This is a genomic window from Bifidobacterium boum (genome assembly GCF_000741535.1).
Classification (GTDB): Bacteria; Actinomycetota; Actinomycetes; order Actinomycetales; family Bifidobacteriaceae; genus Bifidobacterium; species Bifidobacterium boum.
In genome coordinates this window covers 64,382-88,211 of the sequence record NZ_JGYQ01000018.1, presented here as the reverse complement: position 1 = coordinate 88,211, position 23,830 = coordinate 64,382, and the positions used below count along the sequence as shown (strand labels likewise).

Genomic DNA, 23,830 nt, shown 5'->3' with positions numbered 1-23,830 from the left:
ACGGGTTTCCCGATAAGGCCCGTGACTAGAGGCTGTCAGTGCTTTACATTAGCTTTTCATCGTAGATCGCCCGGCTGCCGCCGATGTACTTCGGACGGTAACGCGCGCAGATGATATGCGCTTTGCCGATCATATCGATGGAAATGCGCAGCGGAACAACCACCGGGTGGATATGCATGCCGATGAGCGTGCCGCCGATATCGATGCCGGCTTTCGCTTTGGCTTGGATATCCTCGACCAGTACCGGATGGTCGAACGACCGGTAGGCGATGGTGCCGAACGCGCCGCCCGCATGATTGGGCTGGGGGATCGCGTTGACCTGGTCGAAACCGTAATGTTCCAGGCATTCCTGTTCGATGACCAGCGCACGGTTGAGGTGCTCGCAGCATTGCGCGGCGAGGAAGATTCCCGCCGGCTTCAGCACCGACTGGGCGCCTTCGAACAGGTACGGCGCCACATCCATGGACGTGTGGGTGCCGATCTGCTCGCCGAGCACTTCGCTGGACGAGCATCCGATGACGAAAATATCCCCGGCCGACAGGTGCGCCGCCTCGAGAACCTCACGCACCGCCTGCGCTGTCTGCTGCCTGATCTGTTCGAAATCCTGTGTCTGCATACCGCCGATTGTACTAGCGCGTCGTTGCACACCGCCCCTGCGGTTCACCTGCGGTCAAACCAATCATCATTCATGATGCGAATTCCCGGCTTCTTTCAGGTAAATCGGTAGAACCATCCCAGTGTTACGCAATGGGAATGCAAGCTGCGCGGAAGTGTTCTCCCATAATTGCGGCTTGTAACAGTGTCCATCGTGTGAGTGAATCCTCACATGTTGGCCCCTTGTCTTCTTTAATTCTTGGTATTGCAGGTCTTTACCGGTCACTGTGTGAGGATCCGCTCGCATAGTGACCTAGTTGGGTGAAGGATTCTGCTGGTTTGGTTGTTCCGCCCGTCATTGTGTGAGAATCCGCTCACACAGTGGCCTGGTTGAGCGCGTGCGGGTGGCCTGGGGGAGTGTTAGTTGGTCATCATGCGAGTGAATCCTCACACGTTGGCCCGGTTGGATGCTGTGCGGGTGGCCTGAGGTGTGATAGATGCCCGCCGTGTGAGCAGATCCTCGCACGCCACGCCAGGTAGCCGCCGCCGCGTACAGTGGGCGGTATGCCGTTGAACAATGAGATACTGAGCAATCCGCATGCCGATCGCGTGCGCAAGATCGCAGGCTTGGAGTCCAAGTCGCAGCGTGAACGCTCCGGGCGCTTCCTTATCGAAGGCCCGCAATCCGTACGCGAAGCGATTCGTTGGCGTCCCGACGCCGTGACCGACCTGTACGTGCAGATGAGCGGGGACGACCCGCAGCCCGCGAACCAGACCATCGCCGAAATCTACCGCGAGGCGCTTGACAACCCGCGGGCGGGCCAGCAGGGCGGCCTGTACATCCACGGCGCCACCGCCCAGGTCATGCGTCAGATCAGCGGGGATTGCCAAGGCATCGCCGCCATCGGCCTGACCGAACGTATGCAAGACGACCCCGAAGACCTCGACTGGTCGGATCATCCCATGGTCGCCGCGTTCTGGCAGGTGCGCGACCCCGGCAACGCGGGCACCGTGATTCGCGCCGCCGATGCCGCCGGCTGTGACGCCGTGATTTTCGTGGATGACAGCGTCGACCGCTTCAATCCCAAAGTCGTCCGCGCCACCGCCGGATCCCTGTTCCACGTGCCCGTATTGACCATGACCACCGAGGTTTTCCTCGCTTGGTGCGCTGAACAGCACAGCACGCTGGTCGCCGCCGACGTACACGGAACCCCGTCGCGTCCCCCCGAACAGCTGCCAAGCCTGTTGGGAGAGCGTGGCCATATGTTGGAACACTCCCTGCAGGATTCCGCCCGTCTGCTTACCGTGCTATTCGGCAACGAGGCGCGTGGTTTGCCGACTGGTCTGGTCGAGCGAGCCGACCGCGTTGTCGCCATCCCGATTTACGGGAAGGCTGAATCGCTGAACCTGGCGACAAGCGCGGCAGTCATGCTCATGAGCTTGGCTATGTCGAGTCATATTGGGAAAATGTGAAGACGGTACAACGGCTTGAGCAAGAGCGACGTTTCACTGAAATAAGAAAGGGTACTCGTGGCACAGAGCGCGGTATTCGATGCACAGGCGGTGACCGCAGCGGTCAACGAAGGCATCGGGAAGATCGAAAAAGCCTCCAGCTCGGAGGAATTGAAAGCCATTAAAACCCAGTATGCGGGTGCGGAATCGGCAATGACGCAAGCGAGCAAGGCCATTGGCTCACTCCCCGCCGACCAGAAGAAGGAAGCCGGCAAGCTCATGGGCAAGCTGCGCGCCGATTTCGGGCGTGCATTCGGCACCAAGCAGCAGCAGATCAAGGCTGAAGAAGAGCAGCGCGCCCTCGCAGCCGAAACGGTCGACATGACGTTGCCGGTTCGCCGTAAGCCCTTGGGCGCACGCCATCCGCTGCCCAGGCTTATGGAAGATGTCGAGGACTTCTTCATTTCCATGGGTTGGCAGATTTCCGCAGGCCCGGAAGTGGAAACCGAGTGGTACGACTTCGACGCCTTGAACTTCGGCCCTGACCATCCTGCCCGCCAGATGCAGGACACCTTCTATGTCAAAGGTAATCAGGCCAAGGATGCCGCGGGCTTCGTCGGCTCCAACATGGTGCTGCGCACGCAGACCTCCTCCGATCAGGTGCGCGCCCTGCTCACCCGCGGGGTGCCGCTGTACATCGCGTCTCCCGGCCGTGTGTTCCGCACGGACGAGCTTGACGCCACGCACACGCCGGTGTTCCACCAGTGCGAGGCGCTCGCAGTGGACAAGCATCTGACCATGGCGGATCTCAAGGGTGTGCTGGACAAGCTGGCTGTTGCCATGTTCGGCCCGGAAGCCAAGACCCGTCTGCGTCCGAGCTATTTCCCGTTCACGGAGCCGAGCGCCGAGCTCGACCTGTGGTTCCCTGACAAGAAGGGCGGCGCCGGCTGGCTCGAATGGGGTGGCTGCGGCATGGTCAACCCGAACGTGCTCAAGTCCGCGGGGCTTGACCCGGAGGTCTATACCGGCTTCGCGTTCGGTGTCGGCATGGAGCGTACGCTTCTGCTGCGCCACGACATCAACGACATGCACGACCTCGTCGAAGGTGACGTGCGCTTCAGCGAACAGTTTGTAATGGGGGAGTGATTGACCCATGCCTATGGTTGATATTGACTGGCTCAAGGAACATGTCGAGGTTCCCCAGGGCCTGACATACGAACAGCTTGCGAAGGATCTCGTCAAGGTCGGCCTCGAGGAGGAGCAGATCCATGCCTCGCAGGTGACCGGTCCGATCGTGGTCGGCTACGTGGTGGATGCCACGCCGGAACCGCAGAAGAACGGCAAGACCATCAACTGGTGCCACGTGGACGTCGGCGAGAAGTACAATGCCGTCGATGAGAACGGCAACAAGGTGCCCCGCGGCATTATCTGCGGCGCGCCGAATATGGCCGCCGGAGAAAAGGTCGTCGTCACGCTGCCCGGAGCCGTGCTGCCCGGTGATTTCCGCATCGAACCGCGCAAGACCTACGGGCACATGTCCGACGGCATGTGCGCCTCCGAGCGCGAACTCGGGCTCGGCGACAACCACGACGGTATCATCCTGCTGCGCAACTACGGCTTCACGCCTGACGAATACGAGGCGCTCAAGCCCGGTGACGACGCGATGCACCTGCTGCATCTGGACCAGCCGATCCTCGAGATCAACATCACCCCGGACCGCGGGTACACGCTGTCCTACCGCGGTGTGGCGCGCGAGTATCATCATTCCACAGGAGCGAAGTTCACCGATCCGGTGGTTGAGCTCAATCGCAAAGCCCCGGATCTGACCGGTGTTGCCGCTGGTACCCCGTCTGATATTGAAGTGTCGATTGAGGATGACAACCCGATTCACGGCGTCCCCGGCTGCGACCGCTATTATGCCCGTGCGGTGCATAATTTCGACCCGTCCTCGCATACGCCGAACTGGATGCGTCGCCGTTTGATCCGTGCCGGCATGCGCTCTATCTCGCTCGCTGTGGATGTCACCAACTATGTGATGCTTGATCTGGGCCAGCCGATGCACGCCTATGATCTGGACAAGATTGAAGGCCCGATTGTCGTGCGTCGTGCCAAGGCAGGTGAGAAGCTCACCACGCTTGACGGCAAGGATCACGACTTGAGCCCGGAAGACCTGCTGATCACGGATTCGCCCAACGGCCAGCACGGCTCGCGCATCCTCGGCATCGCCGGTGTGATGGGTGGCTTGTATGGTGAGGTGACCGCCGAGACGAAGAACGTGTTGCTGGAATCCGCGCATTTTGATCAGGTGACCATTGCGCGTTCCGCTCGTCGCCACAAGATTCCTTCCGAGGCGTCGAAGCGTTTCGAACGCGGCGTGGACTTCGCATTGCAGCCGGCTGCCGCGCAGATGGCTGCCGAATTGATGACCAAGTACGGCAACGGCGAGCCTTCGGAGCATCCTACCGACGTGAACAACACGCCTGCGCGCCGTCGTCCTATCCACTTCAAGGCCGACGAGGTGCGTCGCGTCGCAGGCCTTGACACGCCGGTCAACAAGATCAGCGATATTCTTACCGATATCGGCTGCATGGTCGCCGGCGGCGGCAACGGCGAATTCTCCGTCACCCCGCCGACGTGGCGTCCTGATTTGAATGAGCCGTGCGATTTGGTCGAAGAAGTGGCCCGTCTGGTCGGCTACGATCAGATTCCGACCACGGTGCCGCCGGCACCGGTGTCCGGTGCGGTCGGCCTGACCCCTGACCAGCGTCATCGCCGTGAGGTGGCCAACGAGCTTGCCGAATACGGTATGGTCGAAACGCTCAGCTATCCATTCGTCGGCGACGCCGATTACAAGGCGTTCTCTTATGACGCTGACGCGATCAAGCCGGTGAGCGTGGAAATCGCTAATCCACTGGCCGGCGATCGTCCGTTCCTGCGTCGTGAGGTCCTGCCGACCTTGGCGCACACGGTGCAACGCAACCTGCGCCGTGGTATCGAGAATGTCAGCCTGTACGAGATCGGCCACGTCTATCTGTGGGATCCGAACGCTCCAGCGATTCCGGCGCTGCCGGGCGGTGTCAAGCCGACTGAGGCGCAGCTGAAGGCGTTGGATGCAGGTCTGCCGGATCAGCCGCTGCATGTTGCGGGCATTCTTGCCGGCAAGGCGGAGGAGAGCGGCTGGCTTGGCGTGCATCGTGATGTCGATTGGTCTGACGCGGTCGAGGCCGTGCAACGGATCAGTGACCGTCTTGGTGCGCATCTGACGCTATCGCAGCCGGCTGCTGCTGACGTTCCGACGCAATGGCATCCTGGCCGTGCCGCGAAGGTGCTCGCCGGCGACACTGTGGTGGGTATGGTCGGCGAATTGCATCCGCATGTCAATGAGGCACTTGAATTCCCGGCGCACACTGCCGCCTTCGAGCTCAATCTGACCGCGTTGTTCGCCACGCTTGACGGCAAGCCTGTCCAAGCCAAGCCGATTTCAACGTTCCCGCCGGTTAAGCAGGATCTTGCGTTCACCGTTCCTGACACGGTCAGCGCCGCCCAGCTGGAAGCCGCGATCCGTAAGGCGGCCGGTGACCAGCTGGAATCCATCCAGCTGTTCGACGTGTTCACCGGCGACCAGCTGGGAGAGGGCAAGAAGTCGCTCGCCTTCTCGGTGGTCTTCCGTTCGGCGGACAAGACCTTCGACTCCCAGGACAGCGTCACGGTCCGTAAGGCCGTCACTGATGCTGCCGCTGAGCTGGGCGCGCAATTGCGAGCCTGAGCCAGACTATGCCTGTGTTGTAGTGCTATCGTGGTGCACGCACGGCATACCGACCGAATTGTCTGATTGAAACCGTCTGCCGGTACCGGGAAACCAGTGCCGGCAGACGTGTACCTGATGGCATGCAGGTGCTTTGTCATACGCAAGGCGAATATGCTGTGAATACTCGGTACCCGAGGAGGAACCATGACTGAACCTGATCGCCTATCACCCATGCCTGCCGCAAACCAGATACCCGCTGGGGAGGAATCGCAGGCGACGACTGGTGCCGCGGGTGCGCCGCGCAACGATGGCCCGGAATATGGTGCGATGCGTAGTCAGTTCCCGAAGAATTACGATCCTTACCAGTTCGGTCGTGCCGAGGAACCCGTAAAACCGGTGCAACGCGGCGGTGACAGCACCGGTCAAGAGATGCAAAATCCCTTTGCGATGTTCGGTTTCGGGCAGGACGATCAACCCGGCAGACAGCAAGGTGCCGCACAGTCAGGTCAGTCAGGCCAACCCCAACAGCCCAACCGGTATGGGCCCAATCAGGGATACCCCGGCCAATATCCGGGGTACGGTCAGCAGGGCTATTATCCGCAGTCGCCTGACGGCCGTCCGCTCCCTGGCCAGCCGGGATACGAGCCGAATTATTATCACGGCATTGATTTGAACGATCCGCGGTCCAACCCGCTGTATGGGCGTTGGGATACGTCGGCTATCGTCTCATTCGTGTTCGCGTTGCTCGGGCTGCCGATTCTCCCCGCTATCCTTGGTGCGGTGTCCATATGGCGGTCGAAGACATTCCACATGAAGGGCCGTGGTTTCGCCATTGCCGCGGTCGTCATTGATGTCATACTCACAGTGGTATGGGCGTGGATGCTCATCAATGGGGTGACGTCTGCCGACGTGTATCAGATGTTGGGTAGCCAGCTGTATGGTGTCGGCGGTTCCGGATCGGATTCCTTGAGCGCCTGAACATACCTGCACGACACGCCTATGCATAATTATGCATTGTCTTGTATAGATATGCTACACTGGTCATATCAACTACGACAGCCATGATGCATGGGAAGTGATGTGATATGGCACAATACACCGTCGCGGTGGCGGGAGCCACCGGATACGCGGGCGGGGAGGCGTTGCGCATCCTCGCGGCGCACCCCGATTTCAAGGTGACGTGCGTCGCGGGACACTCATCGGTGGGAGACCGCCTGGGTAAGCATATGCCGCATATTCCGCAACTTGCCGATTTGACGGTGGAAGACACCACGCCGGAAGTGCTCAACGGGCATGATGTCATTGTGCTCGCGCTACCTCACGGGGCGTCGGGCGCGCTGGCGGCCAAGCTCGACCCGCTATCCATTGTGGTCGATTTGGGTGCTGACCATCGTCTTGAAGAACGTGCAGCATGGGACGACTTCTACGGCGGTGATTTCTACGAGCACTGGACGTACGGCATGCCCGAGCTCATCACCGGCAAGAACGCCGACGGATCCTACATCCGCCAGCGTGCCGCACTGCCGGGCGCCAAGCGTATCGCAGGCCCGGGGTGCAATGTCACCGCGACCACATTCGCATTGCAGCCTGGCATTGCCGAAGGTCTGGTCGAATCCACTGGTATTGTTGCCGACCTTGCTGTCGGATACTCAGGCGCTGGAAAAAACCTCAAGCGCACCAACCTGCTCGCCGCTGAAGCCTTCGGGTCGGCCTTGCCGTACGGGGTCGGCGGCACACATCGCCATATTCCTGAAATCCTGCAGAACTTCGCTCATGCCGCCGGCTTGCAGGCTGCGCAGGCGTCGCAATTCTCCCTGTCGTTCACCCCGGTGCTGGTGCCGATGGCCCGCGGCATTCTCGCCACGGTCAGCGCGCCGATGACCGAAGCGGCGCGTGACCTTGACGACGATCAGCTCCACGCAGTGTGGGAGCAGGCGTACGCGGGGCAGGACTTCATCACCGTGCTGCCGCAGGGCACGCTGCCGGCGACCGGCAATGTAATCGGCTCGAACGCCGCACACGTTCAAGTCGTCGCCGACCGTCGAGCCGGCAGGATCATCGCCTTCGCGGCCATTGACAACCTCAACAGGGGAACCGCCGGACAGGCGGTCGAATCGCTTAATATCGCCTTGGGACTTCCTGAGGATCAGGGTCTGACCAAGATTGGAGTGGCACCATGAGTGTAACGTTCGCACAAGGATTCTCCGCGGCAGGAGTGGTCGCTGGCATCTCATCCAAAGCCGGCAAGCAAGATCTCGCTTTCGTAGTCAACAACGGTCCGCTTGATGCGGCGGCCGGCGTGTTCACCTCCAACAGGTTCTGCGCGGCGCCCGTACAATGGTCGCGCGCAGCGGTCGCGGACGGCCATCTGAAGGCTGTCGTGCTCAATTCCGGTGGCGCGAACGCGTGCACCGGACAGCCGGGCTTCGAACAGTCCCAGGCCACAGCGCATGAGGCGGCGGGGCTGCTCGGCGTCGCCGACAGTAAAATCGCCGTATGCTCAACCGGCTTGATCGGTGAGCTTCTGCCGCTTGACCATGTGCTGGCCGGCGTCCACGATGCCTACAACCATCTTGATGATGGTGAACACGGCGGAAGCGACGCCGCACACGCCATCATGACCACCGATACCAAGCCGAAAACCGTGGCATTGGAAGGCAGTGGATACCGTATCGGCGGTATGGTCAAGGGCTCAGGCATGATCGCCCCACAGTTGGCGACCATGCTGTGCGTCATCACCACCGACGCCGTCGTCACTCCCGGTGCCATGCAAGCGGCACTGTCCGCAGGCACTTCAGTCACGTTCAACCGCATCGATACTGACGGCTGCATGTCCACCAATGACACGGTCCTGCTGCTCGCTTCAGGCGCTTCCGGGGTCGAACCGGATCCGGACGAGTTCAACGATCTGGTTCGCCAGGCGTGTGCATCCCTCGCCCGCCAGATTGTCGGCGACGGCGAAGGCGCCAGCCATGACATCCGCATCAGCATCCACGGGGCTACGAGCGAAGACGCGGCACTGGCGTGCGGGCGTGCCATTGCCGCATCGAACCTGTTCAAATGCGCGGTCAGCGGCAATGATCCGAACTGGGGTCGTATCCTCAGCTCGCTGGGTACGGTTCCGCTGGATGTCGCCCCCTTCGACCCGACGCGCGTGGATGTCGACGTCAACGGTGTGCGGATCTGCCAGGGCGGCGGCACCGGTCGCGACCGTTCCGAGGTCGATATGACCCCGCGTGAAGTCGGTGTTGATGTGTATCTCAACGCCGGTGACGCCGAAGCGACCGTATGGACCGACGATCTGACCCACGAATACGTCCATATCAACGCCGACTACGAGAGCTGAACGCTCACCAACGCGCCATCCCAAGCATGGCATACCAGAACCGATAGAAAGAACGGCATGAGTGAATTGAAAGGCCCCGGCTACCACCTGGACGTACACACCGACCTGAGGCCGGATCAAAAAGCCGAAGTACTCATCGAAGCGCTTCCTTGGCTTGAGGAGTTCGCCGGGCAACGAATCGTCATCAAATACGGCGGCAACGCCATGGTCGACGAGCATCTCAAACAATGCTTTGCCGAAGACATGGTGTTCCTGCGCCAAGTGGGCATGCATCCGGTCGTCGTCCATGGCGGCGGCCCTCAGATTTCCAAGATGCTCAAAGCGCTCGGCATCAAATCCGAGTTCAAAGGCGGTCTGCGCGTCACCTCGCCTGAAGCGATGGATGTCGTGCGTATGGTGCTCACCGGGAAGGTCTCGCGTGAACTCGTCGGCTACATCAACTCGCACGGTCCGATGGCAGTCGGCCTGTCAGGCGAGGACGGTGGCTTGTTCTCCGCGATGAAACGCAAGCCGATCATCGACGGCAAACCCACCGATATCGGGCTTGTCGGCGATGTGGTCAGCGTCGACGCCTCTGCGGTCGAGGATTTGATTTCCGCAGGCCGTATACCGGTGGTCTCCTCCGTTGCGCCAGACGAGGAAGACGCCACCCAGGTGCTCAACGTGAACGCTGACTCTGCGGCTGCGGCGCTGGCTTCTGCGCTTGGCGCCCGCAAGCTCGTGATCCTCACCGACGTGGACGGCTTGTACGCCGACTGGCCGGACCGCAATTCCCTGATCGGGCGTATCGGCGTTGAAAATCTGCGCGATATGCTGCCGGATTTGGAAAGCGGCATGCGGCCCAAGATGGAGGCGTGCGTGCGTGCCATCGACGGGGGAGTACCCCAAGCGCATATCATCGACGGGCGCAAACCACATTCAATCCTGAACGAGATATTCACCAGTGCAGGCATCGGCACCATGGTCGTGCCCGAAGACGGTGTGGAAATGAGGAGTTCCTATGACGACTGACGGACAGCTCGAACAGCTCGGAGCCAAAGACAAAGCGTGGCTCGGCAAATACTCGCAAGTGCACATGAACGTATTCGGCACCCCGCTGCGCGTCATGGACCACGGTGAAGGCACCCGTCTGTGGGACATCGACGGCAACGAATACCTCGATTTCCTGGCAGGCATCGCGGTTAACTCGCTGGGCTACGCGCACCCCGCATGGGTCAAGGCCGTCAGCGAGCAGGCGGCCAAAGTCGCCCACACCAGCAACTACTTCGCCACCGAACCGCAAATCGAGCTCGCCGCGAAACTGGTGAAACTCGCCGGAGCGCCAGAAGGATCCCACGTCTACTTCGGCAATTCCGGGGCCGAAGGCAACGAGGCTGCACTCAAACTCGCGAAACTGTACGGTCGGACCCTGCCCGGCGCTCTGCCTGAAGAGGGAGGCAAGCCGGCACGCATCATTTCCATGGTCCATGGCTTCCACGGCCGTACCTTGGGCGCGTTGAGCGCCACATGGAAACCGGTTATCCGCACACCGTTCGAACCGCTCGTTCCCGCAATCGAATTCGTTGAACCGGGAGATGCCGAGGCGCTCAAAGCGGCATTCGACGCCACCTCAAACGCAGCCGACGGCAAAGGCCCGGTCGCTGCGGTCATTATGGAACTCATCCAAGGCGAGGCCGGCGTCATGCCAGTGGGCGCAGACTACGTCCGTCAGACGCGAGCACTGTGCGACGAGCATCATGCGCTGCTCATCATCGATGAAGTCCAGACCGGTATCGGCCGTACTGGCAGCTGGTTCGCGTTCCAGCGGGAGGAGCTGTCCGGAGGCGTGACCCCCGACATCATCACCTTCGCCAAGGGCGTGGCCGGAGGCTTCCCGATGGGCGGCATGATCGCCTTCGGTCAGCAACTGTCCGACCTGTTCACCCCTGGTTCGCACGGCTCGACCTTCGCCGGCAATCCGCTCGGCGCTGCGGCCGCGCTCGCCACGCTTGGGGTCATCGAACAGGACAATCTGCTCGCCAACGCCCAAGCGCGAGGCGAACAGCTGCGCGACGGCATCATGGCCACCGGCAACCCGCTGTTCAAGTCCACGCGCGGTGCCGGCTTGCTGGATGCTGTCGAACTGGCTCATCCGTGCGCGCACGCCGCCATGAACTGGATGCTCGAACACGGACTGATCGTCAATGCGGTCGCCCCGAACGCGTTGCGACTGGCGCCGCCGCTGATCGTATCCGAACAGGATGTCGATGAGGCGATATCGATTATGGCGGCCGTACCCAGCGATCTGACAGACGACTGATCGCCAATACGCCGACAATCCCGTGGATCACCCCCGACATATCTTGTGCCGGGAAAACAAGAAGGAGAATACGTATGGATGGACAATTGCGCCACATGCTGCGCGACGATGACGTCAACCATGACGAGCAGAAACAAATCATCGCGCTCGGACTGAAATTCCGTGAAAACCGTTTCTACAAGCGGCCGTTCGAAGGGCCCCAAGGCGTCGCCGTGCTGTTCGACAAGCCCAGCACCCGCACCCGTTCAAGCTTCTCGATCGGTGTCGCCGAGCTCGGCGGCTACCCGCTGGTCATCGACAAGTCCGGTTCCCAGCTTGGCCGCGGCGAGCCGGTTGCGGACACCGCGCGCGTCCTCACCCGCATGGCCTACGGCATCGTATGGCGTACCTTCGGCCAGGAGCGTGTCGAAGAAATGGCCAAGTATGCGACCGTTCCGGTCGTCAATGCGCTGACCGACCAGTTCCACCCCTGCCAGGTGCTCGCCGACTTCATGACCATCGCACAGTTCCGCGGGGGAGTCGATGCGCTTGCCGGACAAACCATCGCGTATCTGGGCGATGCCGCCAACAATATGGCGAACTCCTATCTGTTGGCAGGCGCGACCGCCGGCATGAACGTTCGTATCGCCGGCCCATACGGCTACCTGCCGGCGCAGGATATTGTCGATGATGCCAAGCGTATCGCAGCCCAAAACGGCGGTTCCATTCTCGTGACCACGGATCCGCGTGAAGCCGTGGACGGCGCTGACTGCGTGTTCACCGACACATGGGTGTCCATGGGCGAGGAATCGGAGTATGAGAAGCGCTCCAAGCCGTTCTGGGATTATCAGGTCAACGACGAGCTGATGAAGCTCGCCAAGCCCGATGCTCTCTTCCAACACTGCTTGCCGGCATACCGCGGAAAGGAAGTCACCGCTTCGGTGATTGACGGGCCGCAATCCGTGGTTTGGGATGAGGCTGAGAACCGTCTGCACGCCCAGAAAGCACTGCTGACCTGGCTGACCGGACAGCTTCGCGGTGATGAAAGCCTGCTCGCCTGAGCTGTGTGACGATATGGCAGACAACAAGACCCCGCTGCAACGACCGGCATCCCGGGCGGCACGCCTGAGCGCGATTGAGGAGATGCTGGTGCATCATATCGTCACCTCCCAATCGCAGTTGTCCGGCATGCTTTCCGATGAAGGCATCGAGGTGACCCAGGCGACGCTCAGTCGTGACTTGGAAGAGATCAACGCGACGAAAACTCGGCTTGAAGACGGGACTGTCGCCTACGTGCTCGCCAGCAACGCGAAGGCGGCGACACCGAAATCCGCGCAACAGCAGATGTCGAGGATCCTTTCCGGCTTGGTCACCTCGGTGGCGGCGGCACGTAATCTCGTTGTCGTACATACCCCCTCGGGGGCCGCGCAATATGTCGCCAGCGTCATGGATCGTCAGTCGCTTGATGATGTGTTAGGCACCATTGCCGGCGATGACACCGTACTCATCATCTGCAAGGATGATGAACGTGCCGCGTCCCGAGCTTCATGGTTGTTGGAAATCGCCTCAACCAGCCAGCAAGCCGGCGACTGATTGATGCCGTCGGACTGTGCGCCCGGCAGGCCGCCATCAACGACGGTCTGCCGGGCGCATTCGTTGTTTGGGCTTCGTAACTCGTCTGGCATGGCACGCGCTTCAGGCGGGTATGCCCTCGTACGTCGCCGCGACATAAAACGACACGCGGAACACCCTGATTGCATATTTATGCATAGGACTGTATATAATTGCAATATCAGCTCCGCGCAACTCCGATAAGAAAGGGCAGTTATGAGCGACAACAAGCGCATCGTCTTAGCGTATTCCGGTGGTCTCGACACCTCGGTAGCGATTCCATACCTCAAGGAGCGCACCGGCAAGGATGTCGTCGCCGTCTCCCTTGATGTCGGTCAAGGCGGCGAAAGCCTCGAGACCATCAAGCAGCGCGCACTTGCCTGCGGTGCGGTGGAGGCGTATGTCGTCGACGCCCGCGAGGAGTTCGCTGACGAATACTGCATGCTCGCACTCAAGGCCAACGCCATGTATGAAGGCGTGTACCCGCTGGTCTCCGCCATTTCCCGCCCGCTGATCACCAAGCATCTGGTGCGTGCGGCCCACCAGTTCGGCGCGGACACCATTTCGCACGGCTGCACCGGCAAGGGCAATGACCAGGTTCGCTTCGAGGTCTCCATCCAGTCGATCGACCCGACCCTCAAAGCCATCAGCCCGATTCGCGATCTGTCTCTGACCCGCGATGTCGAGATCAAGTTTGCCAAGGACCATAAGCTGCCGATCACCCAGACCGAGAAGAGCCCGTACTCCATCGACCAGAACGTGTGGGGCCGCGCCATCGAGACCGGCTTCCTCGAGGACCCGTGGAACGCCCCGACCAAGGACTGCTACTCCTACACCGACGACCCGGCGTTCCCGCCAGTCGAGGACGAGGTGGTCATCGAATTCAAGCAGGGCGTGCCCGTCAAGATTGACGGCAAGGAAGTCACCCCGTTGCAAGCCATCGAGGAAATGAACCGTCGCGCCGGTGCCCAGGGCATCGGCCGTATCGACCTGATCGAGGATCGTCTCGTCGGCATCAAGTCCCGCGAACTGTATGAAGCCCCGGGTGCTGTCGCGCTCATCACCGCGCATCAGGAACTCGAGAACTGCTGCCTTGAACGCGAACAGCACCGCATCAAGCGCGATATCGACAAGCGCTGGGCGGAACTCGTCTACGACGCCCAGTGGTTCTCCCCGGCAGTCCGCTCGCTCAACGCCTTCATCGAGGACACGCAGAAGTACGTGTCCGGCGAGATTCGCATGACCCTGCACGGCGGCCGTGCCGTGGTCACCGGACGCCGCTCCGACAGCTCGCTGTACGATTACAACCTCGCCACCTACGATTCCGGCGACAGCTTCGACCAGCATGCCTCCAACGGCTTCATCGAGATCTACGGCCTGCCCAGCAAGGTCGCCGCCGCTCGTGACGTGAAGTTCGGCAACGGCATCGAAGTGCCGGAGAACACCGTCGAATAAACCTGTCTCACGTAGCACACGAATCCAACACCGTCGTGCTGCGACAGAAACACCACAGGAAGGCCATGCCGGCATGCCGGTCCATGGCCTTCCCGACATTTCAAACCGATTTGACGAATCACCGGTGTAAGGTAAAACACATACGCCTGCGGAATGCCGGAAAGACAGCCCAGACCACATAGAAAGACGCCAATGTCCATGGAACACAACAACGAACAGGACCATTCAATCGCACTGTGGGGAGGCCGCTTCACCTCAGGCCCATCACCCGAACTGGCGCGCCTGAGCAAATCCACCCAGTTCGACTGGCGGCTCGCCGACGACGACATCGCCGGCTCCCGCGCCCACGCGCGCGCACTTGGCCGTGCAGGCTTACTCACCAAAGACGAACTCGACCACATGGAAGCCGCACTCGACCAATTGCAGCGTTCAGTCGACGACGGTACCTTCGCCCCCATCGAAGAAGATGAAGATGAAGCCACCGCACTCGAACGCGGCCTGCTCGACATCGCCGGTGACGAACTCGGCGGCAAACTCCGCGCCGGCCGTTCCCGCAACGACCAAATCGCAGCCCTCATCCGCATGTGGCTGCGCCGCCACGCCCGCTTCATCGCCGGACAGCTGCTCGACGTCGTCCAGGCGCTGATCGGCCAAGCCGAACAGGCAGAGGACACTGTCATGCCCGGGCGTACCCATATGCAGCACGCCCAGCCTGTGCTGCTCGCCCATCAGTTGATGGCTCATGCCTGGCCCCTGTTGCGTGACGTACAGCGTCTTGTCGATTGGGATCGCCGTGCCGATGCCAGCCCATACGGTTCCGGAGCGCTCGCCGGCAACACGCTGGGACTCGACCCGGATGCCGTCGCCCGAGAGCTTGGCTTCAGCCGTGTCACCGAGAACTCGATCGATGGGACCGCCAGCCGTGACGTAGTCGCCGAATTCGCGTTCGTCGCCGCGATGGCCGGTATCGACCTGTCACGCCTAAGCGAAGAAATCATCATCTGGAATACTCAGGAGTTCGCCTTCGTCAAGCTCGACGACGCGTACTCAACCGGGTCGTCCATCATGCCGCAGAAGAAGAATCCGGATATCGCCGAGCTCACCCGCGGCAAGTCCGGGCGTCTCATCGGCGATTTGACTGGTCTGCTCGCCACGCTCAAAGGTCTGCCGACCGCGTACGCCCGCGATCTGCAAGAAGACAAGGAAGCGGTCTTCGACCAGGTGGACACCCTCGAAGTCGTACTTCCCGCCTTCGCCGGCATGCTGCGCACCATGGTCTTTGACAAGGCTCGCCTCGAACAGCAGGCACCGCAAGGCTTCGCACTCGCCACGGATATCGCCGAATGGCTGGTGCGCAACGGTGTCCCATTCCGCCACGCCCACGAACTGTCCGGCGCGTGCGTCAAGCTCGCCGAAGGCCGCAGCCAAGAGCTGTGGGATTTGACCGATGACGACTTCATCGCAGTGTTCAAAGACTTCCTGCCGGCAGACAAAGCGCCGCAAGTACGTGAAGTCCTGTCCACCAAGGGGTCGGTGACCGCACGTAACGGCCATGGTGGCACTTCGCCAGCGCGTGTGCGCGAGCAGATCCTCTCCGCGAAGAATCTCACGGTGGAGCTTCGCCGTTTCGCACAGTCACGCAGCGACGGCACTGCGTACAAAGCTCCGGGATCGCTTGCCTGACATGCTCGACCGCACCCAAATCCAGTGCATTGTCGAGCACCATGGTAAGGAAATCATCCTGCACGAGCATATGCGCATCGAACAGAACAGTTACCAGCATGGCGTGGTCACGACGTTCGCCCATTCCATCAGAGTGGCATGCCTGAGCGTATGGCTGGCGGACCGGATGCACCTGTGGAATCGTGTTGATCAGCGTGCGCTCGTGCGTTCCGCTCTGCTGCACGATTACTTCCTGTACGACTGGCATGAGTGGGACAATGGCACGCACCGCCTGCACGGATTGACTCATGGGCAGACCGCGTTGCTCAACGCTTCGCGTGATTTCCAGCTTGGATCCGTCGAGCGTGACAGCATCGCCCGGCACATGTTCCCGCTGACGCCAATCCCGCCGAAATACCTTGAGGGTTACATCGTCTCCCTTGCCGACAAGGTCAGTGCTACGCGGGAGACGCTGTCGCCGGCGCGATTCACCAAGCCGCGCAAGCATTCCCGGCGTCCACGATTGCAACGCGCATGATCGTGGCTTTCGAACAGCTGTTCCTGTGGTTCGTCGGCTACAGTGTCATCGGATGGGCCTATGAATCTACTTTCGTCTCGATAACCAGCCGCCGGTGGGTCAATAGGGGATTTCTGAACGGACCGCTCTGCCCGATTTACGGGGTGGGAGCGGTCCTCGGTGTGGTGCTGCTCAGCGGCATCGCCAATCCGGTCATCGTGTTCGCGGCCGCCGCATTCGGCGCAAGCGTTCTCGAATACGTGACATCTTGGGGTCTGGAACGCCTGTTTCACGCACGATGGTGGGATTATCGCCATTACCGTTTCAATATCCAAGGACGCGTCTGTTTGCTCGGCGCAACAGTATTCGGTGCCGCAGGCGTGCTCATCGTGAAAGTCGTCCAGCCTCTGGTCCAAGCATGGACCGCGCTCATCCCGTCGCCTCTGCTCCATGCGGTATGTGGTCTGTTCGCAGCGCTACTGGTCGCGGATATCATGGTGACGATTCGCGGTATGGCCGGTTTCGAGGAGAATCTTGACAAACTCAAAGCCGCGGTCCAAGAATACGCCGTGCGGGCGGGGGAGAGCATGCCGTTCAAGGACGGTCAGCCGGTTGTGCGCAGGATGCGAGCCTGGTCCGAATCCTCCCAGGAGGTATTCGTGCGTTGGCGCGGGGCGGTACTCGATATGCTCAGCCATCAGCAGCGCCGCATGATCGACGCGTTCCCGCGCCTGTCTTCGACCACGTCCGACACCTACAACGCGCTGATCGAAACTGTACGCAATCTGCTGAAGCACACCAAGTAAACACGCACAACAACGTGCCTGCCGCACATATCATTGACGCTGCGGAAGCGGATTCGTCGCCAATTGCGATACTTGACTCGGCTGCCGGTCGGCGCCTGCCAGTAGCTAAGAGCGCGCAGTCTGACAGGCACCGTCGTATCCAACAGCGAAGCGGAATCGTATGCCATGCCGCTGTCGGTATGAGCTGGCACAATAAGTAAGATTGAGTGTGCCTGTGCGGCAGCATCGCGGTACGTGCCGGCACAGCACGGCATGACAACAACAGAGGGAGCATCATGGCCCAAGTAAGGAATTACAGGGATGCCGGCTTCTCCACACCTATGGAGGAGCTGGAGTGGCGCGGACTCATCAACCAATCCACTGACAAGGAGCAGCTTGCGGCTGTACTCAACGGGAATCCCATTGCTTACTATTGCGGCTTTGACCCGACAGCGCCATCGCTTCATATCGGCAATCTCGTGCAGCTCATCGTGATGCGTCACCTCCAAGCTGACGGACACCAGCCCTATGCGTTGGTGGGCGGCGCCACCGGTCTTATCGGCGATCCACGCCAAAGCGGTGAGCGAACCCTCAACCCCAAGGAGATCGTCGCCGGGTGGGTCGAGCGTCTGCGTACGCAGATTTCGCGCTTCCTCGACACTGAGGGCGACAATGCCGTGCGTTTCGTCAACAACTACGACTGGATCGCGAACATGTCGGTCATTGACTTCCTGCGCGATGTGGGCAAGAACTTCCGCATGGGCACCATGCTCAGCAAAGAAACCGTAGCCCGCCGACTCAACTCCGAAGAAGGCATCTCCTTCACTGAATTCAGCTACCAGGTGTTGCAAGGCAACGACTTCCTGCACCTGTTCGACGAATACGGCGTGGTGCTGGAGACCGGTGGTGCCGACCAGTGGGGCAACCTCACATCTGGTCTCGACCTGATCCGCAAGGTGAGGGGCGAATCCGTGAACGTGATGACCAGCCCCATCATCACGGATTCCCAAGGCAAGAAATTCGGCAAGTCCGAAGGCAACGCCATGTGGCTCGATCCGACCATGCTAAGCCCCTACAAGTTCTACCAGTTCTGGTTCAACCAGCCCGATGACCAGGTCGTGAAGCTGCTCAAGGTGTTCACGTTCCTGCCCAAGGCCGAAATCGAACGATTGGCCGGGGAAGTGCAAGCCAATCCCGGCGCCCGTGAAGCGCAGAAAACGCTTGCATGGGAGGTCACCAGCTTCGTGCACGGTGAGGAAGCCACCCGGCAGGCGATCGATGCGGCCGCCGCATTGTTCGGCCGTGGCGGGGATTTGACGACCATCGGCAAGGATACGCTTGAGGCCGCCATTGAAGGACTGAAAGTCGATGATGGCGAGGGCGGTCGCACCTTCGCACAAGTGGCGCCGGGAGACCGTATCGCCGAGGCGGGGGTCAAAGCCGGACTGTTCAAGTCCGTTTCCGAGGCACGTAAAACCATCAAATCCGGTGGTGTTTACGTCAACAACCAGCGCGTCGAAGACCAGGATCAGCTACTTGGCGAGGATGATTTCCTCGATGGCGGCTACGCGCTGATCAGGCGAGGAAAGAAGGCGTTGGGCGCGGTACGGTGCGCACAATAATTTGCACCCCGGCGTTAACTATCTAGTGCCGAACATATCTCATACCAGACGGATGGCATCCATCGCCCGGGTGTGACATACCATACGACAGATACCCATGTGGCGGTGTACTGAACACGCCGCCACCGAAACACGGAAAGCGAATACATGGCAGAAGAACGACACGGCAACGGTAATCGTGGCGGCGGCAAATCATTCGGATCGCGTCGTCCGGGCGCACGTGGAGGCAAAGGATTCAAGCCACGCGGCGGCGGCAAAGGACACTCATTCGGTCACGGCCGTCGTGATGGTGAAGGATTCCATAAGGGGCCGCGTCGTGATGGTTTCCGTAAGGATTTCCACCGTGACGATGAACACCGCAGCTTCCACAAGGAGGGCGAACATCGCGACGGTGAGCGCCGTCAAGACGGTGAGCGCCGCGGCGGCTATCGTAAGGATTTCCACCGCGACGGCGAGCATCGTGGAGGCTTCCGCAAGGACTTCCATAAGGGGCCGCGTCGTGACGGTTTCCGCAAGGATTTCCACCGCGACGACAGGCATGATGATCGCCGTGACGGTGAGGCCCGTGAGGAGCGCCAGTACCGCGACCGCGACGGTCAGCGTCGTGATGACCGCGGCTACCGCGGCGACCGCAAGGACTACGGTAAGCGCGGTTACGGCAAGAAGGACTTCCATCGCGGCGACCGCAAGAGCGGGTATGACCGTCCGCGTCGTGACGGCGACGACCGTCGAGACGGCGGCAATCCACGGTACCGTCACGATGATCATCGTCGTCCGTTCAACGACCATCGCGGCGGCAATACCGAACGGAAGCCTTGGAATAAGGACGAGCGTAAGGATTCCCGTACCGCCGAGCGTGAACAGCAGGGTGAGGAACGCCGCGAGTTCAATCGCGAGGAACGCCAGCAATGGCGTGAACGCAAGCGCGAGGAATACATGTCCAAGCCGCGCCGTAACTCTGACGGCACGGTATCCTATCCGTCCCAGAACCCGTACACGGATCGACGTCCGGGCGAACCGAAGATGCCGAAGGGGCTGACCTGGTCCATGCTGTCCACCGATGAGCGTGAACGGCTGCGTGGCCTGTCCAAGGAGCATGCCGAAAATGTCGGTCTGCATATCCTCGCCGCGTATTCGCTTGAACAGGACGATCCGCAAGCTGCGCTCGAGCACGCCCAGTGGGCCGCACGCCAGGCGTCGCGCGTGGACTTCGCCCGTGAGGCGCTCGCGTTCGTGGCCTACCGTCAAGGCAAGTACAAGCTCGCGTTGCGTGAGTTCCGTACGGCTTACCGTATGAACGGATACCTTGACTATCTGCCGCTGATTGCCGATTGCGAACGCGGTGTCGGCCACCCGAAGAAAGCGGTCGAAATCGCGTTGTCCGATGACGCTCGTGGACTGAACGGTGAAGCGAAAGCGGAGATGTTCCTTGTCTATGCCGGTGCGCTCGGCGACCTGAAGCTGTGGGACAAGGCCATCGAAATCGCCCATCAGCTGGGTCGTTCGAAGGGGTTGCCGGGTGCCTACCGTATGCGTGCGGTTCAAGCCGAGCAGTACTTCCTTGAGCAGGCTGGACGCGATGATGAGGCGGTGAAGCTCGATGACCTGCTCGACCGGCTTGAAGCGCAGTACGCTGAGGAAGACGAGGACGAGCAGTCTTCTGACGATATCGTCATCGACTATGATCTTGAGCATCTTCCCGAAGACCTGATGGAAGACCTGGGTATCAGCGAGGACGACGCCCAATATGCCCCCGAAGACCCTGAGCAGGAGGATGACGAAACCGAACTGCCCGCCCAGGAAACCGAAGAAGGCGCCCAAGCCGATCAGGAACCGCAGCAGGCGCAAGATCAAGCGGATGCCGTCGCGAGCGAGCAGCCCGAATCGGATGACAAGCAGACGGACACCGGCGAATCCGCTGAATCCGATACGTCCGCTGAGCCCGCTCAAGCCGCAGACGAGACTGACAAAACGTCAGAAGCCACCGATGCGGACACCACCGAAGACGACGCTGCGCAGACGGACGGCGATCAGGCATGAGTAAGCTGCTCGGCGGCACCAAACGGCCGCTTGACGAGACCTACCGGCTCGCGCTACTTGATTTGGATGGTGTGGTCTACCGGGGTAAACTCCCGGTCGACCACGCTGCGGACAGCATCCGCCAGGCGCAAGCCGTTGGCATGACCATCGAGTACACGACCAATAACTCATCGCGCTTCCAGCGAATCGTCGCCGAGCAGCTCCGAGGTTTCGGCCTTGATGTCGAACCCTGGCAGGTCATCACCTCATCGGTTGTTGCCGCCCGCATGGTCGCCAAACATGTTCCCCAAGACTCACCCGTGCTGGTGTTGGGGGCGGAGCATCTGGCGGAGGAAGTCACCAACCAGGGGCTGTGCGTTGTGAGGCAAGCCCAGGATCATCCTGTTGCGGTCATCCAAGGCTGGTATCCGCAGATGAGCTGGCAGGAAATGGCGCAAGTCGCGTACGCGGTCGAACGCGGCGCCCAATACTTCGTCACGAACCGTGATCTGACCATTCCCCGTGAACTCGGGATTGCCCCGGGCTGCGGTTCCATGATCCAAGCGGTGATCAACGCCACCGGCGTGGAGCCGGTTGGATCGGCCGGTAAACCGGAGTCCGCGATGTATGATGAGGCGCGGATTCTTGCCGCACACGATGGTGCCACACCGGTCGCGCGTGAACAGTGCCTGGCAATCGGTGACCGGCTCGACACGGATATCGAGGCAGGCAACCGTGGCGATTATGACTCGCTTGCCGTACTGACCGGGGTTACCGACCCGCAGCAGCTGCTGCACGCGCCCGAGCACTTGCGGCCCACATACGTGTCTGAGGATTTACGCGGCCTGCTTACCGCAATGCCGCAGCCAACACGCCTGCCGGATGGCTCATGGCGTTGTGCAGACGCCCAGGCAAACGTCGAACGTGGCAGGCTCACGGTCAGCGATCCGACAAGCATCAACGCGTTACGTGCCGCGCTGTGCGCGACATGGGAACGGGCTGATGCCGGCGAGGATACAGACACCACTGCTGTCGGATTCGCCATCGCATGAGTGCCGCGCTTCGGGGAACGTGCCGGCGCACAAACCGGCGTGCAGGCATATCGTATCCGTGCCATGCACAAGCTTGATATCCTCCGGCAACGTTGCCCACAGCGTAATGGGTATCCCGGAGAGGAAGCGATGCTTGGAATACCGCTATATCTGATAGCGTTCAATCGCAAGCAGCGCCTTTGGATGAAGGGACAGGATGACCATGACCGGTTCAACCAGGCTTGACCTCGCGCTCGTCGATCGGGGCTTGGCGCAGACCAGAACAAAAGCGAGTCGACTGATCCGCAGTGGCAACGTCCGTGTCAACGGGATCATCCAAACCAAGCCATCGCTCGCTGTCACCTCCCAAGACACGCTTGAAGCCGACCGTGGGGACGATTACGTGTCCCGAGGCGCGTACAAGCTTGTCGGCGCGTTTGACGCGTTCGCCGATTGCGGACTGATTGAGCCGAAAGGCATGAATTGTCTTGATATCGGCGCTTCAACCGGTGGTTTCACCCAAGTGCTGCTCAGACGCGGGGCGGCGCGCGTGATCGCACTCGATGTCGGCCACGGCCAGCTGGATCCACGCATCGCCGCCGATCCACGGGTGATTGACATGAGCGGAGTCAATATTCGCGATATCACGAGTGAGGACCTGGCCTACACGCCGTTCATGATCGTCTCGGATGTCTCTTTTATCTCCTTGACTTACGTCATTCCTGTGATTGCGCGGATCGCCGCTCCGGGAGCCCACATTGTGCTCCTGATCAAACCCCAGTTCGAAGTCGGCCGTGGCAATCTCGGCAAAAACGGTATCGTCGACGATCCGCAGCTGCGCGATCGGGCAGTCGCCCGCGTCACCGCGTGCGCCCAAGCCCAAGGACTTACGATTGTTGGCACGACGGTATCCCCGATTGAGGGGACTTTTGGCAACGTGGAATATCTGCTTTATGCGCGTGCCGGACAATCGGATATCGAACGTTGAGATGGTGCCGTTATTTCGGATGCGATACGTTTCTTGATCATCAGATTGCCGTCGGGGCCGGCGCTGAACGCTACCCGCGAATGCGTGTCATGCAACAGGGTCGCGGATGAGGGGATAACCCGGACCTGGCAGGCATGGTTCAGTTCGATCCGCTCGGCCTCAATCCGGTCGCATACCATATGCTCGGCGGTGACCACACTCGTATCAATCACACCGATTTCACTGCGATGCATGGCATAAGGGAAAGCACGCTGTACGCTCAGTCCGCTGCCGATACAACGGATAGTGACCGTGTCATCGGCGAAAAGACGAGGGGCATTCACCACGCCGGTGATAACAATATGCGATGCGTCAATGCCTGCCTGGGTGCGTGCCAAACCGGTCACCGTCAACCTGTTCGCGCATGTGATGCTTCCAGTGCATTGGATTTCCCCAATGAAATCCAATGTGTCACAGCGAGCGTGACCATTGATGATGAGTTTGCCGGAACCGCTGAGACGAGACGCGGTAAGATCGCCGTCGCATACCACCGTGGCGTTATCGCACAATAGGCTCCGAGCGCTGATGCCGGGGGAGTGCAACTGTCGAAGCACAACAATCCGCCCCATATCAATCGGCTCATTATAGGTTCTCGCCTGCACGATGGTTGTCATCAATGCGTCCCGGCGTGCCGGCAGCGCATGAGCATTCTGCCCGCTATTCATACGTTGCGCGCCTGACAC

20 protein-coding genes are annotated in these 23,830 nt (G+C 60.7%); 18 read left to right on the top strand and 2 right to left on the bottom strand.

What is annotated here, in order from left to right:
* Positions 1 to 43: 43 nt before the first annotated feature.
* Positions 44 to 616, bottom strand: coding sequence for a TIGR01440 family protein (locus tag BBOU_RS08595; protein ID WP_026503277.1), 573 nt, complete (start codon positions 614 to 616; stop codon positions 44 to 46).
* A 542-nt stretch (positions 617 to 1,158) separates the two neighbouring features.
* Between BBOU_RS08595 and BBOU_RS08590 the strand changes: the two genes are divergently transcribed.
* From BBOU_RS08590 to BBOU_RS08500, 18 genes are all read left to right on the top strand, one after another.
* Complete coding sequence (locus BBOU_RS08590; RefSeq protein WP_026503276.1) at positions 1,159 to 2,067, top strand: TrmH family RNA methyltransferase; 909 nt, start codon at positions 1,159 to 1,161, stop codon at positions 2,065 to 2,067.
* Between the two features lie 57 nt (positions 2,068 to 2,124).
* Positions 2,125 to 3,192 (top strand): phenylalanine--tRNA ligase subunit alpha, encoded by a 1,068-nt coding sequence (gene pheS / locus BBOU_RS08585; RefSeq protein WP_015451284.1) that lies wholly within the window; start codon positions 2,125 to 2,127, stop codon positions 3,190 to 3,192.
* Positions 3,193 to 3,199: 7 nt separating this feature from the next.
* Positions 3,200 to 5,812 carry a phenylalanine--tRNA ligase subunit beta gene (pheT, locus tag BBOU_RS08580; protein ID WP_026503275.1) on the top strand — a complete coding sequence of 871 codons (2,613 nt, stop codon included), beginning with the start codon at positions 3,200 to 3,202 and terminating at the stop codon, positions 5,810 to 5,812.
* A gap of 186 nt (positions 5,813 to 5,998) precedes the next feature.
* Complete coding sequence (locus BBOU_RS08575) at positions 5,999 to 6,772, top strand: DUF4190 domain-containing protein (protein WP_238552194.1); 774 nt, start codon at positions 5,999 to 6,001, stop codon at positions 6,770 to 6,772.
* A 107-nt stretch (positions 6,773 to 6,879) separates the two neighbouring features.
* Positions 6,880 to 7,974: an N-acetyl-gamma-glutamyl-phosphate reductase gene (gene argC, locus BBOU_RS08570; protein ID WP_026503274.1), complete on the top strand. Its 1,095-nt coding sequence runs from the start codon at positions 6,880 to 6,882 to the stop codon at positions 7,972 to 7,974.
* Positions 7,971 to 9,140 carry a bifunctional glutamate N-acetyltransferase/amino-acid acetyltransferase ArgJ gene (gene argJ, locus BBOU_RS08565; RefSeq protein WP_026503273.1) on the top strand — a complete coding sequence of 390 codons (1,170 nt, stop codon included), beginning with the start codon at positions 7,971 to 7,973 and terminating at the stop codon, positions 9,138 to 9,140. Before argC ends, argJ begins: the two co-directional genes overlap by 4 nt.
* Before the next feature lie 57 nt (positions 9,141 to 9,197).
* Positions 9,198 to 10,151, top strand: coding sequence for an acetylglutamate kinase (gene argB / locus BBOU_RS08560; protein ID WP_033490507.1), 954 nt, complete (start codon positions 9,198 to 9,200; stop codon positions 10,149 to 10,151).
* The gene (locus BBOU_RS08555; RefSeq protein ID WP_026503271.1) at positions 10,141 to 11,439 is read left to right on the top strand and encodes an acetylornithine transaminase; all 1,299 of its coding nucleotides are present in this window, start codon (positions 10,141 to 10,143) and stop codon (positions 11,437 to 11,439) included. The genes argB and BBOU_RS08555 overlap by 11 nt, the downstream gene beginning before the upstream one ends.
* Before the next feature lie 74 nt (positions 11,440 to 11,513).
* A complete protein-coding gene (gene argF, locus BBOU_RS08550; protein ID WP_026503270.1) occupies positions 11,514 to 12,479 on the top strand; it encodes an ornithine carbamoyltransferase in 966 nt (321 codons plus the stop codon).
* Between the two features lie 13 nt (positions 12,480 to 12,492).
* Complete coding sequence (argR, locus tag BBOU_RS08545) at positions 12,493 to 13,011, top strand: arginine repressor (RefSeq protein ID WP_026503269.1); 519 nt, start codon at positions 12,493 to 12,495, stop codon at positions 13,009 to 13,011.
* 234 nt (positions 13,012 to 13,245) lie between these two features.
* Positions 13,246 to 14,484 carry an argininosuccinate synthase gene (locus tag BBOU_RS08540; RefSeq protein WP_026503268.1) on the top strand — a complete coding sequence of 413 codons (1,239 nt, stop codon included), beginning with the start codon at positions 13,246 to 13,248 and terminating at the stop codon, positions 14,482 to 14,484.
* A gap of 198 nt (positions 14,485 to 14,682) precedes the next feature.
* Positions 14,683 to 16,167 carry an argininosuccinate lyase gene (argH, locus tag BBOU_RS08535; protein ID WP_026503267.1) on the top strand — a complete coding sequence of 495 codons (1,485 nt, stop codon included), beginning with the start codon at positions 14,683 to 14,685 and terminating at the stop codon, positions 16,165 to 16,167.
* A gap of 1 nt (position 16,168) precedes the next feature.
* Positions 16,169 to 16,684, top strand: a complete 516-nt coding sequence (locus tag BBOU_RS08530; RefSeq protein ID WP_026503266.1) for an HD domain-containing protein — start codon at positions 16,169 to 16,171, stop codon at positions 16,682 to 16,684.
* A complete protein-coding gene (locus BBOU_RS08525; protein WP_238552191.1) occupies positions 16,681 to 17,469 on the top strand; it encodes a putative ABC transporter permease in 789 nt (262 codons plus the stop codon). The genes BBOU_RS08530 and BBOU_RS08525 overlap by 4 nt, the downstream gene beginning before the upstream one ends.
* Positions 17,470 to 17,744: 275 nt before the next feature.
* Entirely contained in the window at positions 17,745 to 19,070 is a 1,326-nt protein-coding gene (gene tyrS, locus BBOU_RS08520; RefSeq protein WP_026503264.1) for a tyrosine--tRNA ligase, read from the top strand.
* A 147-nt stretch (positions 19,071 to 19,217) separates the two neighbouring features.
* Positions 19,218 to 21,110 (top strand): tetratricopeptide repeat protein, encoded by a 1,893-nt coding sequence (locus tag BBOU_RS08515; protein ID WP_033490505.1) that lies wholly within the window; start codon positions 19,218 to 19,220, stop codon positions 21,108 to 21,110.
* Positions 21,107 to 22,141, top strand: coding sequence for an HAD-IIA family hydrolase (locus BBOU_RS08510; protein WP_026503263.1), 1,035 nt, complete (start codon positions 21,107 to 21,109; stop codon positions 22,139 to 22,141). The genes BBOU_RS08515 and BBOU_RS08510 overlap by 4 nt, the downstream gene beginning before the upstream one ends.
* A 202-nt stretch (positions 22,142 to 22,343) precedes the next feature.
* Positions 22,344 to 23,108 (top strand): TlyA family RNA methyltransferase, encoded by a 765-nt coding sequence (locus BBOU_RS08500; protein ID WP_026503261.1) that lies wholly within the window; start codon positions 22,344 to 22,346, stop codon positions 23,106 to 23,108.
* On the opposite strand, the gene BBOU_RS08495 is transcribed toward BBOU_RS08500, so the two are convergent.
* Positions 23,072 to 23,812 (bottom strand): polymer-forming cytoskeletal protein, encoded by a 741-nt coding sequence (locus BBOU_RS08495; RefSeq protein ID WP_026503260.1) that lies wholly within the window; start codon positions 23,810 to 23,812, stop codon positions 23,072 to 23,074. The two genes, BBOU_RS08500 and BBOU_RS08495, sit on opposite strands and share 37 nt — an antisense overlap.
* Between the last annotated feature and the right edge of the window lie 18 nt (positions 23,813 to 23,830).

What these genes read in the sequence shown, in the direction of transcription:
- argB (WP_033490507.1), top strand. Translation starts at nt 9,198, where the DNA reads ATGAGTGAATTGAAAGGCCCCGGCTACCACCTGGACGTACACACCGAC.
- tyrS (WP_026503264.1), top strand. Translation starts at nt 17,745, where the DNA reads ATGGCCCAAGTAAGGAATTACAGGGATGCCGGCTTCTCCACACCTATG.
- BBOU_RS08540 (WP_026503268.1), top strand. Translation starts at nt 13,246, where the DNA reads ATGAGCGACAACAAGCGCATCGTCTTAGCGTATTCCGGTGGTCTCGAC.
- BBOU_RS08525 (WP_238552191.1), top strand. Translation starts at nt 16,681, where the DNA reads ATGATCGTGGCTTTCGAACAGCTGTTCCTGTGGTTCGTCGGCTACAGT.
- BBOU_RS08555 (WP_026503271.1), top strand. Translation starts at nt 10,141, where the DNA reads ATGACGACTGACGGACAGCTCGAACAGCTCGGAGCCAAAGACAAAGCG.
- pheT (WP_026503275.1), top strand. Translation starts at nt 3,200, where the DNA reads ATGCCTATGGTTGATATTGACTGGCTCAAGGAACATGTCGAGGTTCCC.
- argC (WP_026503274.1), top strand. Translation starts at nt 6,880, where the DNA reads ATGGCACAATACACCGTCGCGGTGGCGGGAGCCACCGGATACGCGGGC.
- argH (WP_026503267.1), top strand. Translation starts at nt 14,683, where the DNA reads ATGGAACACAACAACGAACAGGACCATTCAATCGCACTGTGGGGAGGC.
- BBOU_RS08500 (WP_026503261.1), top strand. Translation starts at nt 22,344, where the DNA reads ATGACCGGTTCAACCAGGCTTGACCTCGCGCTCGTCGATCGGGGCTTG.
- argR (WP_026503269.1), top strand. Translation starts at nt 12,493, where the DNA reads ATGGCAGACAACAAGACCCCGCTGCAACGACCGGCATCCCGGGCGGCA.
- BBOU_RS08590 (WP_026503276.1), top strand. Translation starts at nt 1,159, where the DNA reads ATGCCGTTGAACAATGAGATACTGAGCAATCCGCATGCCGATCGCGTG.
- argF (WP_026503270.1), top strand. Translation starts at nt 11,514, where the DNA reads ATGGATGGACAATTGCGCCACATGCTGCGCGACGATGACGTCAACCAT.
- BBOU_RS08515 (WP_033490505.1), top strand. Translation starts at nt 19,218, where the DNA reads ATGGCAGAAGAACGACACGGCAACGGTAATCGTGGCGGCGGCAAATCA.
- BBOU_RS08510 (WP_026503263.1), top strand. Translation starts at nt 21,107, where the DNA reads ATGAGTAAGCTGCTCGGCGGCACCAAACGGCCGCTTGACGAGACCTAC.
- BBOU_RS08575 (WP_238552194.1), top strand. Translation starts at nt 5,999, where the DNA reads ATGACTGAACCTGATCGCCTATCACCCATGCCTGCCGCAAACCAGATA.
- argJ (WP_026503273.1), top strand. Translation starts at nt 7,971, where the DNA reads ATGAGTGTAACGTTCGCACAAGGATTCTCCGCGGCAGGAGTGGTCGCT.
- BBOU_RS08495 (WP_026503260.1), bottom strand. Translation starts at nt 23,812, where the DNA reads ATGAATAGCGGGCAGAATGCTCATGCGCTGCCGGCACGCCGGGACGCA.
- BBOU_RS08595 (WP_026503277.1), bottom strand. Translation starts at nt 616, where the DNA reads ATGCAGACACAGGATTTCGAACAGATCAGGCAGCAGACAGCGCAGGCG.
- BBOU_RS08530 (WP_026503266.1), top strand. Translation starts at nt 16,169, where the DNA reads ATGCTCGACCGCACCCAAATCCAGTGCATTGTCGAGCACCATGGTAAG.